This window comes from Caballeronia catudaia, from assembly GCF_001544755.2.
Classification (GTDB): Bacteria; Pseudomonadota; Gammaproteobacteria; order Burkholderiales; family Burkholderiaceae; genus Caballeronia; species Caballeronia catudaia.
Genome location: NZ_FCOF02000028.1, coordinates 63,512 through 80,116, shown reverse-complemented (window position 1 = coordinate 80,116; position 16,605 = coordinate 63,512). Strand labels below are relative to the sequence as shown.

The window sequence follows — 16,605 nt, the reverse complement described above, 5'->3', positions numbered from 1 at the left end:
CTTGATTACTTTTGCTATTGCTCCAGCCTCGAAAGACTGAAACCGCACTCGCCATCAAGCGCCCACACTTATCGGCTATTAGTTTTTAAAGAGCACATCGCAAGACCGTCAAACCTGCCTACCGTCTTGCGTCGCTGCGTTGTCAGCAGCAGAGAAACGAGATTATGGCGGGCCGATGACGCCATCGCAAGCCCCTTTCGCAAATTATTTTTCTACACCCAAACGACACGTCCGAAATCCAGATTCCCCAATCTGAGACCTCGAACGCGAGAATCGGTGGCTGATCTCCTCGCGCCAATAGATAGGCTCAGCTTCCAAAAAAGGCCGTGCAGAATCCGGCGGGCCCGACGCAATCCGACGCCGATGACGAACCGTGCCGCATCGACATGGGCGTACGCGCCGATCCAGGGCCCGACGCCGCATCGCCAGAATGCGCGCCACCATAGGCCTCATTGGTTTCGTTCGCCTTCTGTTGTTCAGCCACCTTCGCCTCCGCAGCCTGGATGTCGGCGGGATAGTTGGCTTGCTCGCCCATGGCAGGCGAATAGCCGGCTTGCTCCAACTGCACGAGCTCGGCCCTCACTTGTGCGCGAGTCAGTGGCGCGTTCTGGCTCTGTGCAAAAGCGAATGCAGGTGCAGCGATGACAGCGACGGACACGATAACTTTGGCGATAGCGTTCATGATGTTCACACTCCACGGGAAAAGGTTGACCGGATCGCACGCGATCCACGAACCTCATCGAACGCACAGGGCCCTTGCGCGACTTCGACTCACTCGAGCGGTGCATGGGACAGGAGTAAAGCGCTAACTCCGGTCGACACCTGGGTTTCAAGCGTTGAGGCTTCGATTAGTTAACCCAGACACGTGGGCATCTATTCCCGCGACAAGACAAGATTTCCCGTCGAGAGGCGCATAACATCGCATCGGCTTTGAACGGGACTATCAGAAGGGAGAAGAAGGAAGCGCGGAGGACGAAACCGGATGAGGAGTCCGGTAAGGCGCCAGCCAGCACCCGTCCACCGCGATTCAATTGTGACGCAAGCCGGCGCGAAGATCATCGCCGCTTGCGTTGAAGATGCCTTGTCGATCCCGCAACAATGCTATTCGCGATACCGATGCTCAATGCGTGTCCGGCACGAGATGCACGCGCTTTTCCGTCGCGGCTTCGACGGCCGAGCGCGAATACAGCAACGGAAAGTATTGCCCGTCGAGCCACATCTGCGCGAGATCTCGATAATGCGGGTTATCCGGATCGCCCGACTCTCCGGGCAGATTCACCGCGCGCGAGGCGTCCCAGTTGCCGACATCCACGACAACGCGAAACGAAGGACCATTCGTCTCGCGGAAATCGCTTGCGCGATAAGTCGATTGATTCGGCGTGTATGCGCTGCCGCCTTTTCCGATCGGCCCGACGTTGAGCTTCGCGCGCATGTCCACGTCGACGACATCGGCGAGCGGATGCGCATTCAGGTTCGTCTGCAGCTTGCCCCATTGCCACTGGCTCGCATCGGCGCCTTGCAGATGCCGCATTTCGCCATAAGCATCGCGCAGGCTCGAAAGCAGCACGGCATCGCGTTTGGCTTGCGCGCCATCGCCGAAGCGCGTCTCGGGATGTTCGAGCGTGTCGAGCATCACGGCCGTGTCCGGAGCGCCAAACGACGCCGCCGCGTTCTTCGGCAATACCGCTTCCTTGAAAGCACGTCCGAGATGTCGCGACAGCCATACTTCTTCGAGCGCCGCCTGCGATGAATCGGCGCCCATGTGCGCATCCCAGCCCTTGAGCATCGCGAGTGCGGCGCGCGTGTCGTCGTCATCGCTCGAAAGCGGTGCGAGCAACGCGACGAGCCTGCGCGCCGGAATCGAAACGATATCGTTCTGCAAGCGCTCCGAGTCTTCGATCGACACCTTGGGCAGCGACTTCAATACCTCGTCGATACGTTGATGCCGCGAACCGTTGGTCCATTCGAAACCGAGCTTGCGCTCCGCATATGGATAACCTGCGGGCAGGTTCATTTCATTCGATGTGGTGAAGTAACCTTGCGCCGGGTTATACACCGATGGCATTGCATCGCGCGGCCAGAAGCCCGCCCATTCATAGCGTCCATCGCCAGGCACGGGCATGAGGCCATCCCAGTTCGGGCGAATCGGCGCAAGGCCGCTCGGCACCCAGCCGATGTTGCCGTCCTTGTCCGCGAAGACCTGATTGACGGTCGGTGCGCCCCACGTCGCGAGCGCGGCCTTGAATTGCGCGTAGTTCTTCGCACGCATGTAACGCATCGAATCGAAGTAAGGCGACATGCCCGGCGAGAGCCACGCCGTGCGCACCGCGAATGCGCGATGCTTGCTTTCTTCCGTATAGATCACCGGACCATGTCGTGTGAACAGCAGATCCGCAGTGACGGGCGAGCCATTGCGCACGGCGATCTGCTCGCGCACGACGCGCATCGGTTCCCACTTGCCCTTATAGCGATACTGCCGCGGGTTCGCCGGGTTCAGCTCGTACACATAGAGATCTTCCTGATCGATATTGAAGATCGTGAGACCGTAAGCGATCGAGCCGTTATGTCCGATCGAAATGCCCGGCGCGGAAGGCTCGCCCCCGCCGATGATATCGAGCGTCGGGGTGCTGATCTGCTGGATATACCGCAGGCTCGGCGCTGCATACGCACGATGCGGATCGTTCGCCATGATCGCGCGACCCGTCGCCGACTTCGATGGCGCGATGACCCAGTTGTTGCTGCCTTCAGTGACTTCTTCGGGATTGTCGGCGGCGGCGATGACTGTCGTCGATGCATCCGCGCTCTTCATCGATTCCTTCGTCACGTGCACGCCTTGCGTCGCGAGCGTGAACACCTTGAGCACATCGTCGGGTAGACAGGGATCGAGGCCTGCGGGCACCTGCGCTTTCCACGGCGGCTGCAAGCCGAAGCGCACGGTGTCCGCATCGACCGAACTCTTGCACGTCACGCGCGCACGCGCCACTTCGCTGGTCAAATTCCTCGTGAGGCCGTGGCTGCGAATGCGCACGATATCGTCGGCGCCCCACTTCGCCGGCCAATAGCCGATCTTGCGAAACTCATAGGGCATACGGTCCGGATGCGCGGCAAGCCAGTCGACGTACGCATTCACGCCCGCTGCGAAGCGCGTCGCCGCAGGCCTGGCATCGGGTCCGTAGCGTTGCCACTCGGTCGTCATATCGCCGCGATAGAGAAAGAGCCGCGTGGCCTTGTCCTGCTCCATGTACGCCGGGCCGAAAACTTCCGAGAGCTCGCCGAGGCCGCGGCGGCGCCATAGATCGATCTGGAACAGACGGTCGCGCGCCGCGTTGAAGCCCTGTACGAAGAACGCGTCGCTGTCATTGGCCGCGAAGATGTGCGGCACGCCCCAGCGGTCGATCAGGATATCCGATGGCTGCGAAAGACCCGCAACGGCGATGGTTTCGACGTTCGGCGCATCGGCGAAAGCTGTTGTCGTCGCGAGTGGAATGACTATCGCCGCGCCACGCGTAAGCGCGAGCAAGCGTTGTCTCTTCTTTCCCTTCATCTGGGTATCTCCTTTTTCTTATAGGTGTCGATTCGGGTCACGCGGATATTGCAATGTAATTGGATTGCGAAGCACGCGCAAAGGCCGCCTCGAAAATCAGAGTTACATTTGGAAACATTAGTCGATGCGCCGGAAGTCGATTCACTACACGCTCGAACGTCGAATCATTGGAAACAACGCGCCGTAGCATAGGAGATACATGATGTGCGCCAGAGCCCAACGCCTCGATTCGATATCCGTCGCTAAACGCGTCTATGAGGCCTATGTCGCGAAGAACCGCGACGCGATCGAAGCCCTTATCGCCGACGATTTCCACTTCACGAGTCCGCGCGACAATCGACTCGATCGAGCGACGTACTTCTCGCGTTGCTGGCCGAATGCGCATATCACGAATGAATTCACGTTCGTTCATCTCGTTCCCGATGGAGATCGCGTATTCGTGACCTACGACTTGCGCCTCAAAGATGGCAGCGCATTTCGCAATACGGAGATCCTCACCATTAGGGAGGGCAAACTCGTCGAAGCGCAGGTCTTCTTCGGCTGGACGATTCCTCACGGAGCACCCGAAGGTAACTCTATTTAATTGCTTCGTCATCCAAACAATCAAGTGTGGACGTTAGCATTCTTCACGGACACGTGAACGATTCGTGAATGCCGCCGCTCACTCATTCTGCCGTGGCTGCGTCTGCAGAACCGTGTCGCGAATCGCCTCCGCGAACCTCTCCAATGCCTGCACCGGCCCGCTCACGCTGTTGTATTCCTGGTTGCCGATCCGTCCTTCCAACACCACTGCAAAGCCGCAGTCCTGCGCGATTTTCAAAATATCGTCCATATCGTATTCGCCTCAAGTCGCACTCAGCGAAGCACTCGTAATGCCTGCTCGCGCACGCTCCACCTGAGAACCTGTCATATTTACCGATCAGACACGGGTTGGGCGTTCCGTTTTCTCCAGACGAGAAGCCGTCGGCGCCGTGCTTTCCTATCCTTCACTAGACGTGTTGCAGGAGCTGCACTCCGCTTGACACCATCGTTTTGCCTCGCGTAGTGTTTGGTAGACCAACCAAGAAGCCGGAATCCTCCATGACCCGCGTCGCTGTCGTACCAATCTGCCTTTTCATCGCCGCGACGCTGGCGGCCTGCTCTCATCAGGAACGCGATAGTTACCAGGGCTACGTCGAAGGAGAGTTCGTTTATCTGGGTTCTTCGCAGTCGGGAAAGCTCACGGCGTTAACGGTTGCGCGCGGGCTAACCGTCAAAGCGGGCGCCAGCGCGTTCGCGCTCGAATCCGTCGATGAAGCCGCTGCGCTCGATCAGGCTCAGCGTCAACTTACGGCGGCGCAATCGCAACTCGAAGACATCCTGACAGGAAAGCGCGCGCCGGAAGTCGCTTCGGTGCGCGCACAACTCGCGCAGGCGCGCGCGAACGCCCGCAAGGCCGCATTGCAGTTGAACCGCGACGAAGCGCAGTTCAGCGCGGGCGGCATCGCCAAAGGACAACTCGACGATTCACGCGCCAACGCCGATGCAGCCGCCGCACAGGTGCGCGATCTCGCCGAGCAGGTCGACATTGCGCGCCTGCCGGGCCGGCCTCAGCAGATCGCCGCGCAGCGCGCGCAGGTCGCGGCCGCGCAGGCGTTCGTCGCGCAGGCGCAGTGGAAAGTCGATCAGAAGCACGTCGTCGCGCCTGCGGATGGCCTCGTGTACGACACGCTCTTTCGCGTCGGAGAATGGGTGCAGGCGGGCAGTCCCGTCGTGCAGATGCTGCCGCCGCAAAACGTGAAAGTGCGCTTCTTCGTGCAGGAAAACGTGGTGGGCAGCCTCGCGACGGGCCGCGCGGTGTCGATTCATTGCGACGGCTGCGCCGAAGACGTGCCCGCGACGATCACCTATGTTTCCAATCAGGCGGAATATACGCCACCCGTCATCTACAGCAACGAAAACCGCGCGAAGCTCGTGTTCATGGTGGAGGCGCACCCTCAAGCGAGCGATGCATCGAAGCTTCATCCCGGTCAACCTGTCGCGGTGAGGCTGCAATGAATGCGCAGGACACGCCCTACGTCATCGACGTACACAATCTCAACAAGCGGTTCGGCGACAAGCACGTTGTGAACAATGTCTCCTTGCAAGTTGCGCGCGGTGAAATCTTCGGCTTTCTGGGTCCGAATGGCAGCGGCAAGACCACATCCATTCGCCTGATGTGCGGACTGCTCACGCCCGATTCGGGCAGCGGCACGTGTCTCGGCTATGACATCGTGCGCGAAAGCGAAGAGATCAAGCGCAACGTCGGCTATATGACGCAGCGCTTCTCGTACTGGGAAGACCTGACGATCCGCGAGAATCTCGACTTCGTCGCGCGCATCTATCAGATGACGAACCGCCGCGAAACCGTCGACCGCGCACTCGAAACGCTCGGCCTGCAAAGCCGCGCGAATCAACTGACCGGTTCGCTTTCGGGCGGATGGAAGCAACGCCTCGCGCTCGCGGCCTGCATGCTGCATGAGCCGAAGCTGCTCCTGCTCGATGAACCGACCGCGGGCGTCGATCCCACCGCGCGGCGCGACTTCTGGGAAGAGCTGCATCGTCTTGCGGCGAAAGGCATCTCCGTGCTCGTCAGCACGCACTACATGGACGAAGCCGAACGCTGCCACAAGCTCGCGTATATCGCCTATGGGAAGCTGCTTGCGCAAGGCACCGCGAACGAAGTGATCGCCTCGCAGAACCTCGCGACATGGAGCATTCACGGCGAGCATCTGATCGCGCTTTCCGAACGCTTGCGCAAGACGCCCGGGATCGATCAGACCGTCGTGTTCGGCTCGGCGCTGCACGTGAGCGGCAGCGATCACGCCGCGGTCGAACGGGCCGTGCGCGACGCGATCAAAGACGGCGCAATGCGCGCGGAACCCATTGAAACTGGGCTCGAAGACGTGTTCATCTACTTGATGAGCCGCTCCACCGATAACTTCAAGGTGACGTCATGAACGCGCGCGGACCGCTTGCAATGTTCGGGCGATTCTCCGTCACGCGCTGGTGGAGCATCGTGATGAAGGAGTTTCTGCAGTTACGGCGCGACCGCATAACGTTCGGGATGATCGTCGGCTTGCCGATCGTGCAGCTCGCGCTCTTCGGCTATGCGATCAACACGGACCCGAAGCATTTGCCGACGGCCGTCATCGTCGGCGATCAAAGTCCGTTCACGCGCAGCTTCATCGCGGCGATGAAGCATTCCGACTACTTCGATATCATCGAAACGCTGCCCGACGACGCAGCCGGCCGCCGCGCACTCGCGCAAGGGCGCGTGCTTTTCGTGCTCAACATTCCCGCCGATTTCTCGCGCAAGCTGTTACGCAAAGAGCGGCCGGCGCTGCTTGTCGAAGCAGATGCAACCGATCCGAACGCGGTGAGCAAGGCGAGCAACGCGCTGCCCGCGCTGATTCAGTCGGTCGCAAACAAGGACATCTCCGGACCGATTGCATCGTTGAACGGCAAGCCCGCTGCCTTCGACGTACAAGTCCATAACCTCTACAACCCTGAAGGCATCACGCAATACAACGTCGTGCCGGGTTTGATGGGTGTGATCCTCACGATGACGCTCGTCATGATGACGGGCCTGGCGATGACGCGCGAACGCGAGCGCGGCACGATGGAAAACCTGCTGGCGACACCCGTGCGCCCGGTCGAAGTGATGACGGGCAAGATCGTGCCTTACGTGTTCATCGGTCTCATTCAGGCGTCGATCATTCTGCTGGCCACGCGCTTCGTATTCCATGTGCCGTTCGTCGGCAATCTGTTCGCGATCTATCTCGCCGCGCTGCTCTTTATCGCAGCGAACCTGACCGTGGGCATCACGTTGTCGTCGCTTGCGCAGAATCAGCTTCAGGCCATGCAGCTCACCATGTTCTATTTCCTGCCGAACATCCTTCTGTCGGGATTCATGTTTCCATTCGCGGGCATGCCTGCGTGGGCGCAGTTCATCGGCAATCTGCTGCCGCTGACTTATTTCAACCGCCTGATCCGCGGCATTCTGCTCAAGGGCAATGGCTGGGCGGACCTGTGGCCTTCCGTCTGGCCGATGGCGCTGTTCACCATCATCGTCATGGGCATTGCGCTGCGCTTCTATCGGCGCACGCTCGATTAGGGACACGTCGATGAAAGCGATTCTTTCTCTCTGTGCGCTCGGGTTGTGCGGCTGCACGGTCGGTCCTGATTTTCATGCGCCCGCGCCGCCGGACACGCAGAGCTATGTCAAAACCTCAACGCAAGGGTTTCCCGCAACGGACCATGCTTTGCCGCTCTGGTGGAAGCAGTTCGGTTCCGAAGCGCTGAACGATCTCGTCGATCGCGCATTGAGCGACAGCCCGACACTCGCACAAGCCCGCGCGAAGCTCGTGCAAGCGCGCGAAGACTATCAGGCGCAAGCGGGCGCGACGTACTTCCCCGCCGTCGATGCATCGCTTTCGACATCGCGTCAAAAGGTCGATCCCGCGGCGTTCGGCGTGCCCGTGCCGAGTCCGGGCCCTTTCACGCTCTACGATGCATCGGTCAGCGTGTCCTATACGCTCGATATCTTCGGCGGCGACCGCCGTGCGCTCGAAGCGTTACGCGCGCAAGTGGATTACCAGTCATTCGAACTCGATGCGGCGCGTCTTTCGATCGCGGGCAATGTCGTATCGACGGCTATCCGCCGCGCATCGTTGCAGCAGCAGATCACGTTGACCGAGCGTCTCGTCGATGCGCAGGCCCATCAACTCGGCATCATGGAAGGACGTCTGAAAGCAGGCGGCGTCGCGGTGTTCGATGTGCGCAGCCAGCGCACGCTCGTCGAGCAGACGCGCGCGACTTTGCCTTCGCTCATCGCGCAGCGCGACGCGGCCGATCATCGGCTCGCGGTGTTGCTCGGCGCCGAGCCGTCGAAAGCCGACTTCGATGCGATCACGCTCGACTCGCTGCATCTGCCCGACAGCGTGCCGCTCACGCTGCCATCGACGCTCGCGCGCGAGCGTCCCGATATCCGCGCGTCGGAAGCGTTGCTGCATCAGGCGAGCGCGAATGTCGGCGTGGCCACGGCCGATCTCTATCCGAAGTTCTCACTGACAGCGGGCGCGGGGAGCCAGCGCACAAACATTCACGACATGCTGAGCAGCGTGAACGTGTGGAACGTCGGCTTGAATCTGACTCAGCCGCTCTTTCATGGCGGGGAATTGCGCGCGAAGAAACGATCGTCGGAAGCGGCCTATGATGCAGCGCTCTCGGCGTACCGGCAGACCGTGCTGGACGCATTGCAGCAAGTCGCCGACAGCCTGACCGCGCTGCAAAACGACGCGAGCGCATTGCAGTCGCGCGAGGTGGCCGCGAACGAAGCGCAGGCGAATCTCGATACGGCAAGCGCGCGCTACACGGCGGGCGGCGTCAGCCGCTTCGATCTGCTCGATACGCAACGCCAGGCATTGCAGACGCAACTCGACTATGCGCTCGCGCAGGCGAACCGTCTCGCCGATACGGCCGCCCTCTTTCAATCGCTGGGCGGCGCCGGCGAAGACACGCAAACCGCGTCCTCGCGGCAACGCTGAAATCAGCCCGCGAATCGCGGTTCGGGAATGCCTCGCACGCCGAGCCCCGTCACCGCGAACAAGCCGCCCTTGTCGCGTTCCTTTTGCGGAATGCCCCACATCGGGCGGCCCATCGTCGTCACATAGAGGATGTCGAGATTCGGTCCGCCGAACATCACGCTCGTCAGATTGCGCACCGGAAACGGCACGACGCGATCGAGCCTGCCATCGGGCGCGAAGCGCAGAATGCGTCCGCCGAACACGAGCGCGGACCAGATGTAGCCTTCTTCATCGACGGTCGCGCCATCGAACGTGCCGGCCATGTCGTGCGCGGACACGAACAGCCGCTTGTTCGTCGCGGCGCCCGTTTCTATGTCGTAGTCGTAGGCGTACATCTCCTTACTGTATGTATCGGTGAAATAGAACGTCTTGTTGTCGGGGCTCCAGCATGGGCCGTTCGAGCAGCTGATGCCGCTGTCCAGACGCGCGATCTTCCCGTCCGTATCGAGCCGGTAAAGGCCGCCGCTGCGCGTCGAGCGCTGGCCGCGATCGGCGTCGTAGCGGTCGAAGTCATAGGACATGGTGCCCGCGACGAAACGGCCACGGCGATCCACCTTGCCGTCGTTGAAACGCGTTTCGGGATCGTCGCTTTCTGGATCGCCGATGAACTGCACCGTCTGCGCATCGAAGTCGTAGAAATGCAGGCCGTTGGCGAGCGCGACGACCGCGCCGCCTTGCTCGCGCAACGCCATCGAACCGATGTGACGCGGCACGAAATAGCGCTTCACGTCGCCACCGTCCGCGCGGCAGCTGTAGATTTCCGCGGCTGTGCTGTCGATCCAGTACAGCCGTTCCTCCTTCACGTCCCAGAGCGGTCCTTCACCCAGATGATTGTTTGCATCGACCAGCAAGCGTACTTCGGCCATCGTCGCCTCCTTTGTTCAGGCTTCACCGTCCTGCACCTGACGACGATGCGCGAGCAACGCCATCAGTCTGCGATCGCGCCAGCGGCTGCGTTCCTCGATACGCTCGCGCGGCAGCACCGCGCGGCGCTCGGCATCGAGCTTGTTCAGCGTATCAGCAGACCAGTCGAACGATTCCCGCGTCGATGCGATCGCGCGATACGTGCCGCCATAACGCGCCGCGTAGTCTGCAACGCCGCCGGGCGCGTTGAGGTCGATCGTTTCGAACGGGCCCATGAACGACCAGCGCATCGCGAGTCCATCGCGTATCACGGTGTCGAGATCGGCGGCGCTCGCATAGCCTTGCTCGTAGAGACTCAGCGCTTCATCGAGCAACGCGCCTTGCAGACGATTCAAGAGAAAGCCCGAGATTTCACGATTCACGTTGACGGGTTTCTGGCCCGCTTCTTCGTAGATGACGCGGGCGCGTTCCATCGTCTCCTGCGATGTCCACGGCGCGCCGCACAACTCGACGAGCGGAACGAGCGACGGCGGATTTACCGGATGCGCGACGAGACAGCGCGCACGGCCTTCGATGCCTTCCGTAAATGTCGATGCAGGCAATCCGGACGTCGAGCTTGCGAGCAGCGCATCCGGCTTCGTCAGCCGATCCAGCTCGATGAACAACGCGCGCTTCGCGTCCACCACTTCCGCGATGTTCTCCTGCACGAGCTGCGCATCGGCGACGGCATCGGCGAGGTCTTCGCATGTCGCGATGCGCGACACGATCGCGTCGACGGGTTCATCGATAAGGTCGAACGACGCGAGATCCAGCACACTTTCACGGATCGCGGGAATCGCGCCCGACAGCATGTCCAGCGATGCATCGTGCAGCTTCACGTTGAAGCCGCCCTTCGCAAAGACGATCGCCCACGCGCGTCCGATGCGTCCCGAACCGATCACCGCGATGTTTTTCGTCTGCATCTGTTCTCGTCCTCATTCGAGTTGATTTAGCCCTTCTTGTCCCGCAACGTGATGACCGCCGCCAGCACGACGAGCCCGTTGATGATGTCGCGCACCGCGGGCGGCACCGTCGTGCCCGCAAGCAAAGTGCCGAGCGCGGTGAGCAGGAGCGCGCCGCCGAACACGCCGAGATAGTGCCCGCGTCCACCGGTGATGAGCGCGCCGCCGACGACCACGACGGCAATCGACGGAAGAAGATACGGATCGCCCATGCCCAGAAACGCTTGCGAGCTGAACCCGGCGAGCAGCAAGCCGACGAGCGCCGAACACAACCCCGAGAGGCAATACACGGCGATCAACGTCGTGCCGACGCGCACGCCGGACAGCTTCGCCGCGACCTGCGAGTTGCCGACCGCATACACGCGCCGCCCAAACGGCGTGCGATGCAGCAGCACCAACGCGATGACGAGAAACACCGGCACGCTCCACGCCGCGAGCGATAGCGGACCCAGGCGTCCGTTCGTGAATTCGCTGATCGACGAGGGCGACCATCCTTGCGGCGAGCCGTTGCAATAGATCAGCGTCAGGCCTTGCAGCAAGCCGTTCGCCGCGAGCGTCACGACGATGGGCGGCAAGCCCAGCATCACCACGCCGACACCGTTGAACACGCCGACGAGCAAGCCGACGACGAGCACGAGCGGCACCGCCCAGGCAGCCGCGCCGTTTACACCGTGCGTGAGCCCCGTCAGCAGCACGCCGGATAGTGTGATGAGCCAGGGCATCGACAGATCGAGTCCGCCAGTCAGAATCACCGCGCCCTGCCCGAGACCCAGGATCGCGAGAAACAGCGTCAGCGTGAGCAGGCTGCTGTAGAAGTTCGCGCTCGCGAGCACGCCAGGCCCATAGACGAATCCCGTGATGATGACGACCGCGAAGAACAGCGTATAAGCCGGCACGACATACTTCGCCCATTCGCGATTGCGCTCGATCCAGTCTGCAATGGCGCGGCCCTTCAACTCGGTATTCTCGACGGCACGAAAGTCATCGACTTCGAACGTGACACGGCGTGCATGCCGGTCGTCGCGCGCGCGGGTTCCCGTTCGCATCGCCTTGAACCATTGCACCGCGTGACGCGCGCATTCGTGCGCAGCCGATTGCTTTCCGATCGACGAACCGAGCACCGCGAGAATCAGGATCACCGCCTCCGCGATAGTCGTGAAGAACGCCGATACGTTCAGCACGAGCAATATATTCACGGTGATCATCAGCGTCATCGCGGCGAACACGGTGCCGACGCAGCCGCCGCGCCCGCCGCCGAGCAGCGTGCCGCCGAGCACAACGGCCGTGAACATCGAGAGCAGCAACGGACGGCCGACGAGCGGATCGGCGGAACCGGTCTGCGCCGATACATACAGACCCGCCGCCGCGTAGAACATGCCCGCGAGCGCATACGTCGCGATGCGATAGCGCGTGACCGGCATGCCGTTCGCATACGCGCCGTCCGGGTCGCTGCCGAGCGCATAGAGACCGACGCCGAAGCGCGTGCGCTTGATGAACGACCAGATCAGCAACGCGAGAATCAAAAGCCCCGCCGACATCGGCATCTTGTCGGGAATGAGATCGGCGGTGAGCACGGCGCCGAACTGATCGCCGACGCTGCCGCCGGGCTTGTTCTGAATCAGCAGCGTGAGGCCTTGCACCATGAACATCGTCGCGAGCGTGACGACGATAGATTGCAGGCGAAACCATGCAATCAGCGCGCCGTTCACGAGCCCGATGCCGCCGCCGATCGCGAGAATCAGCGCGGCGCCCGCCCATTGTTCGACGGGCGAGCCCTGCACGAAGCGCACCGCGAGCACGTTCGCGAGCGACACCACCGCCGATGCGGACAGATCGAAGCCGCCCGACAACACGACGATGGTCTGCCCGATCGCTGCGAGCGCGAGCGTCGCCGCGCTCGATATGACCGAGCCGATGTCGTACAGCCCGACGGGCGTCGCGGACAAGGCGATCCATCCGGCGAGCATCGCGAGCAATGCCGAAATGGCAATGATCAGCCCGCGATGATGGTCGATGCGCGCGCCCCATCCCACGCGCGCGCCCGGCCGCACGATCTCGCTATCGGGCGAGGCAACCGCTATCTTCATGAAGCACCTCTCAACTGGAAAGCATCTTGCGCATCACGTTTTCCTCGGTGAGCGCATCGCCCGTCAGTTCGCCGGCATTGCGCCCGCGATACATCACCGAGACGCGATCGCACACATTGACGAGTTCGGGCACGTCGGTCGAGTAGAACAGCACTGCGCCGCCCGCCGCCGCGAACGCGCGCATCAGCACGAAGATCTGATGCTTGGTGCCGACATCGATGCCGCGCGTCGGATCGAACATGAGCCACACGCGGCTTTGCGTGAGCAGCCATTTCGCCATCGCAATCTTTTGCTGATTGCCGCCCGAAAAAGACAAACACGGCTTGTACAGCGCACGCGGATTCACTTCCATTTGCGCGAGCGATTTGCGTATCGCGGCCTGCTCGCGCTTGCGGTCGATGAGCCCGAAGCGCGAGTAGCGTCCGATCACGGGCAAGGACACGTTCTCGCCGCCGGGCAAGCGTAAAAACAAGCCTTCGGTCTTGCGGTCCTCGGGCAGAAAGCTCGTCGATACACCGGCTTTCAACGAATCCGCCGTCGATGTCAACGTGACCGGCTTGCCGTCGATGCGGATCTCGCCATCGTCGATATAGCTCGCGCCGAACAGCGCCTCGAACAACTCGCGTTGCCCCATGCCTTGTAATGCCGCGATGCCGTGCACTTCGCCGGGCTTCACGGCGAGATCGAAGTCGGAGACGACGCCATCGACGCGAACGTTGCGCGTCTCGATGGCCGGCGTCGCATCGCTCATCGCCGATGCGATCTTCGGTGGATACTTCGCCTCCATCGAGCGGCCGATGACAAGACGAATTACTTCGTCATCCGATATATCCGCGGCATCGAACGCGCCCACGTCGCGGCCATTCCGATACACCGTGAGGCTGTCGCAGAACTCGCGCACTTCCTGCATGCGATGCGTGATGAACACGAAGGTCACGCCGCCCGCCTTCAACTCGTCGATGCGCCGCGCGAGCCATGTCACATCGCGGCCCGAGAGCGCGGACGTCGGTTCATCGAGCAGCAGCACTTTCGGCTGGCGCACGATCGCCTTCGCAATCTCGATCTTCTGCCGCACCGGCAACGAAAGATCGCGGATATACGCGCCGGGACGCACATCCGACAGTTCGAGCCTGTCGAGCCATTCGGCGGCCTGCCGCTGCGCCTCGCGCTTCCTGATGCGCCCGAGAAAGCCCGTCGGTTCATAGGACATCAGGAGGTTCTGCGCGACCGTCAGATCGCGCACCAGCGTCATCTCCTGAAACGCCGTCTGCACGCCCGCGCGATGCGCGTCTCTCGGCTGGCGCATCGTCACGTCGTCGCCCATCACGCGGATGCTGCCCGAATCCGGCTGCATCAATCCCGACAGCAGCTTGACCGTGGTGGACTTGCCCGCGCCGTTCTCGCCGAGCAGCGCGTGCACCGCGCCGCGTTTCACCGAGAACGACGCGCCATCGAGCGCGACGGTCGCGCCGAAGCGCTTCGTCACCTTCGACAGATCGATGGCGAGAGACGAGTCGTTCATCATCGCGCCTCAGTCCTGATTGCCCGTCAACGCGGCGTTGAAGCCGACTTCCTTCGTGTCTTCCGAATAGATGTCCGCGAACCAGCCCGGCGGCACCTTGTCCGGCGGGAACGCCGTGCAGCCCGCCTTCAGTTCGTCGATGCTGCCGGTCTTGCAGAGCTTCGATTCAGCGGTCAGCACGAGCGGCAGCTTCAACGTGACGCGCGCCGGGAAATCGCCGCCATCGAGCTTCTTCACGGCCATTTTCAGCGCCATCGCGCCGGAGTACGGCGGCGCGCCATAAGAGATGGAACGATAGCCGATCGAGCGATATCCGCCCTGCCCCTTCACTTCGCCCGGCGGCAACATCTGCACCCGATGCCCGTTCGACGATTCACCCGCGCACGGCTTGATCTTGTCGTCGGCGATACCCGCTTCGAGCTGCATGGATGCCGCCGTGAAGCAGCCCACCTGCATCCACAGGCCATCGATCTTGTCCCAGCTGTTCGTCGCGAGAATCTTCGAAAGCTCGGTCTTCGCGGTCGCCTGACTCCACATGCCCGTGCCTTCCGCGACGATCTTGATGCCCGGAAACTTCGCGAACACGGCCTTCGCCGCCTCGGTGCGCGCGCGATCGACGGACGTGCCCGGCACGCCGGTGATCATCACGACATTGCCCTTGCCGTTGAGCGTTTTCGCGAGCCATTCGGCGGTGACGGTGCCGGCCTGATGCTGGTCGATGGTCACGTTATGCGCGCACGGCTCCGTCACTTCGCCGTCGTATGCGGCAACGACGACGCCTTTCGAGCATGCGTTCTTGATCGCGCGATTGAGCGCCGTCGGCGAGATCGGATAGATGACGATGGCCTTCGCGCCCGCCTGCACCATCGAGTTGATCTGCTGGATCTGCTTCTGCGCGTCGGTGCCCGCGACCTGCACTTCGAGATCGACCTTGTCCTTGAGCGCGGGCGTATTGGCCATCGCCTTGACCATGTTCGCGGCTTCCGTCTGCCAGTCGTTGCCGACATAGCTCATCGACAGAAAGATCTTGTACTTGCCCGCCGCGTGCGCCTGTCCCGACACGGCGAGCGCCGCCGCGAACGCGAGGCCGAGCGCGGCCCGGCCCGCATGACGAATCGATTGCGTCCATGCTTTCATGTCATCCTCCGGTGCTTCGTTATTGGTCTTCGACGATGCGCTTCTACGTTGCTGCGTTACTTCGCGATATGAGGCAAACGCGCGCTTGCTGGCAATGCGATGCCCGCGCTGCCGGGCACGACGTTCGGATCGTGTCCGGGTATGACGAAATCCGCGATCTGACGAATGCGCGACAGCGAGCCGATCTCCGCGAGCGTTTCATGCACGATGCCCACCGGCACGAGGTCGACGATGTTTTCCATGCAGTTCGCGCAATCGCCCGCGATCAGCACGACGCCTTCTTCCGTATTCACCGCGACGGACTGATGCCCCGGCGTGTGGCCCGGTGTCGGCACGACGCGCACGCCGGGCACGATATCGGTCACGCCGTTCACGAACTGCCAGCGAAAATACGCGAGCGGCTCGCGGCCGATCAGAAACTCCTGGTAATACGTGGCCTGCGTCGGCAGCGGATGACCCGCGTATTCCCACTCGGCCGCCTGCACGATGAAGCGCGCGTGGCTGAACAGCGTGTTGCCGCCCGAATGGTCGTAATGCAGATGCGTGTTGATGACGATATCCACATCGTCCGCGCTCCAGCCGACGTATTCCTTCAACGCGCGCTCGAGCTTCTCTTCGGGCGCCTGATCGCACGGACACACGAAGTTCGAGACCCATCCCGGATCGTGAATGCCCGTATCGACGACGATCTTCTTCGACGCACCGACGATCGCCGTCGACCACACGGGCACCTTCATCTGCTGGCCGAAGTAGCGGCCATACACTTGCGACGAGCGATCGACGGTGAGCCAGCCCGTCGGCATCGCGACTACTTTCAGCTTGGCGTTCACGTTCTCCTCCACGC

14 protein-coding genes are annotated in these 16,605 nt (G+C 61.9%); 4 read left to right on the top strand and 10 right to left on the bottom strand.

Annotated elements, in window-relative coordinates:
* Positions 1-307 precede the first annotated feature (307 nt).
* The 4 genes from AWB75_RS24990 to AWB75_RS38190 form a co-directional block, all read right to left on the bottom strand.
* Positions 308-682: a DUF4148 domain-containing protein gene (locus AWB75_RS24990; RefSeq protein WP_087086806.1), complete on the bottom strand. Its 375-nt coding sequence runs from the start codon at positions 680-682 to the stop codon at positions 308-310.
* 438 nt (positions 683-1,120) lie between these two features.
* On the bottom strand, positions 1,121-3,544 hold the full coding sequence (locus AWB75_RS24985; protein WP_096031703.1) for a penicillin acylase family protein: 2,424 nt from the start codon (positions 3,542-3,544) through the stop codon (positions 1,121-1,123).
* Positions 3,545-3,581: 37 nt separating this feature from the next.
* The gene (locus AWB75_RS39640) at positions 3,582-4,139 is read right to left on the bottom strand and encodes a hypothetical protein (protein WP_456061784.1); all 558 of its coding nucleotides are present in this window, start codon (positions 4,137-4,139) and stop codon (positions 3,582-3,584) included.
* Positions 4,140-4,205: 66 nt separating this feature from the next.
* On the bottom strand, positions 4,206-4,376 hold the full coding sequence (locus AWB75_RS38190; protein WP_200823026.1) for a hypothetical protein: 171 nt from the start codon (positions 4,374-4,376) through the stop codon (positions 4,206-4,208).
* A 248-nt stretch (positions 4,377-4,624) separates the two neighbouring features.
* Between AWB75_RS38190 and AWB75_RS24975 the strand changes: the two genes are divergently transcribed.
* From AWB75_RS24975 to AWB75_RS24960, 4 genes are read left to right on the top strand one after another with little or no spacing between them, the layout of a single operon-like run.
* Positions 4,625-5,581, top strand: a complete 957-nt coding sequence (locus AWB75_RS24975; protein ID WP_061126718.1) for an HlyD family secretion protein — start codon at positions 4,625-4,627, stop codon at positions 5,579-5,581.
* Complete coding sequence (locus tag AWB75_RS24970) at positions 5,578-6,522, top strand: ABC transporter ATP-binding protein (protein WP_061126717.1); 945 nt, start codon at positions 5,578-5,580, stop codon at positions 6,520-6,522. The genes AWB75_RS24975 and AWB75_RS24970 overlap by 4 nt, the downstream gene beginning before the upstream one ends.
* Positions 6,519-7,679 (top strand): ABC transporter permease, encoded by a 1,161-nt coding sequence (locus tag AWB75_RS24965; protein ID WP_061126716.1) that lies wholly within the window; start codon positions 6,519-6,521, stop codon positions 7,677-7,679. The genes AWB75_RS24970 and AWB75_RS24965 overlap by 4 nt, the downstream gene beginning before the upstream one ends.
* Positions 7,680-7,689: 10 nt before the next feature.
* Positions 7,690-9,111, top strand: coding sequence for an efflux transporter outer membrane subunit (locus tag AWB75_RS24960; RefSeq protein ID WP_061126715.1), 1,422 nt, complete (start codon positions 7,690-7,692; stop codon positions 9,109-9,111).
* A 2-nt stretch (positions 9,112-9,113) separates the two neighbouring features.
* Here the strand turns inward: AWB75_RS24960 and AWB75_RS24955 are convergent, their stop codons facing one another.
* From AWB75_RS24955 to AWB75_RS24930, 6 genes are read right to left on the bottom strand one after another with little or no spacing between them, the layout of a single operon-like run.
* Positions 9,114-10,016 (bottom strand): SMP-30/gluconolactonase/LRE family protein, encoded by a 903-nt coding sequence (locus AWB75_RS24955; protein WP_061126714.1) that lies wholly within the window; start codon positions 10,014-10,016, stop codon positions 9,114-9,116.
* A 15-nt stretch (positions 10,017-10,031) separates the two neighbouring features.
* Positions 10,032-10,976 carry a 3-hydroxyacyl-CoA dehydrogenase gene (locus AWB75_RS24950; RefSeq protein ID WP_061126713.1) on the bottom strand — a complete coding sequence of 315 codons (945 nt, stop codon included), beginning with the start codon at positions 10,974-10,976 and terminating at the stop codon, positions 10,032-10,034.
* Positions 10,977-11,002: 26 nt separating this feature from the next.
* Positions 11,003-13,102: an ABC transporter permease subunit gene (locus tag AWB75_RS24945; protein ID WP_061126712.1), complete on the bottom strand. Its 2,100-nt coding sequence runs from the start codon at positions 13,100-13,102 to the stop codon at positions 11,003-11,005.
* A 10-nt stretch (positions 13,103-13,112) separates the two neighbouring features.
* The gene (locus tag AWB75_RS24940; protein WP_235012220.1) at positions 13,113-14,627 is read right to left on the bottom strand and encodes a sugar ABC transporter ATP-binding protein; all 1,515 of its coding nucleotides are present in this window, start codon (positions 14,625-14,627) and stop codon (positions 13,113-13,115) included.
* A 6-nt stretch (positions 14,628-14,633) separates the two neighbouring features.
* A complete protein-coding gene (locus AWB75_RS24935; RefSeq protein ID WP_061126711.1) occupies positions 14,634-15,761 on the bottom strand; it encodes a sugar ABC transporter substrate-binding protein in 1,128 nt (375 codons plus the stop codon).
* 56 nt (positions 15,762-15,817) lie between these two features.
* Positions 15,818-16,591, bottom strand: coding sequence for an N-acyl homoserine lactonase family protein (locus AWB75_RS24930; RefSeq protein WP_061126726.1), 774 nt, complete (start codon positions 16,589-16,591; stop codon positions 15,818-15,820).
* Positions 16,592-16,605: the final 14 nt, after the last annotated feature.

What these genes read in the sequence shown, in the direction of transcription:
- AWB75_RS24960 (WP_061126715.1), top strand. Translation starts at nt 7,690, where the DNA reads ATGAAAGCGATTCTTTCTCTCTGTGCGCTCGGGTTGTGCGGCTGCACG.
- AWB75_RS24970 (WP_061126717.1), top strand. Translation starts at nt 5,578, where the DNA reads ATGAATGCGCAGGACACGCCCTACGTCATCGACGTACACAATCTCAAC.
- AWB75_RS38190 (WP_200823026.1), bottom strand. Translation starts at nt 4,376, where the DNA reads ATGGACGATATTTTGAAAATCGCGCAGGACTGCGGCTTTGCAGTGGTG.
- AWB75_RS24950 (WP_061126713.1), bottom strand. Translation starts at nt 10,976, where the DNA reads ATGCAGACGAAAAACATCGCGGTGATCGGTTCGGGACGCATCGGACGC.
- AWB75_RS24990 (WP_087086806.1), bottom strand. Translation starts at nt 682, where the DNA reads ATGAACGCTATCGCCAAAGTTATCGTGTCCGTCGCTGTCATCGCTGCA.
- AWB75_RS24955 (WP_061126714.1), bottom strand. Translation starts at nt 10,016, where the DNA reads ATGGCCGAAGTACGCTTGCTGGTCGATGCAAACAATCATCTGGGTGAA.
- AWB75_RS39640 (WP_456061784.1), bottom strand. Translation starts at nt 4,139, where the DNA reads ATGACGAAGCAATTAAATAGAGTTACCTTCGGGTGCTCCGTGAGGAAT.
- AWB75_RS24975 (WP_061126718.1), top strand. Translation starts at nt 4,625, where the DNA reads ATGACCCGCGTCGCTGTCGTACCAATCTGCCTTTTCATCGCCGCGACG.
- AWB75_RS24935 (WP_061126711.1), bottom strand. Translation starts at nt 15,761, where the DNA reads ATGAAAGCATGGACGCAATCGATTCGTCATGCGGGCCGGGCCGCGCTC.
- AWB75_RS24985 (WP_096031703.1), bottom strand. Translation starts at nt 3,544, where the DNA reads ATGAAGGGAAAGAAGAGACAACGCTTGCTCGCGCTTACGCGTGGCGCG.
- AWB75_RS24965 (WP_061126716.1), top strand. Translation starts at nt 6,519, where the DNA reads ATGAACGCGCGCGGACCGCTTGCAATGTTCGGGCGATTCTCCGTCACG.
- AWB75_RS24945 (WP_061126712.1), bottom strand. Translation starts at nt 13,102, where the DNA reads ATGAAGATAGCGGTTGCCTCGCCCGATAGCGAGATCGTGCGGCCGGGC.
- AWB75_RS24940 (WP_235012220.1), bottom strand. Translation starts at nt 14,627, where the DNA reads ATGATGAACGACTCGTCTCTCGCCATCGATCTGTCGAAGGTGACGAAG.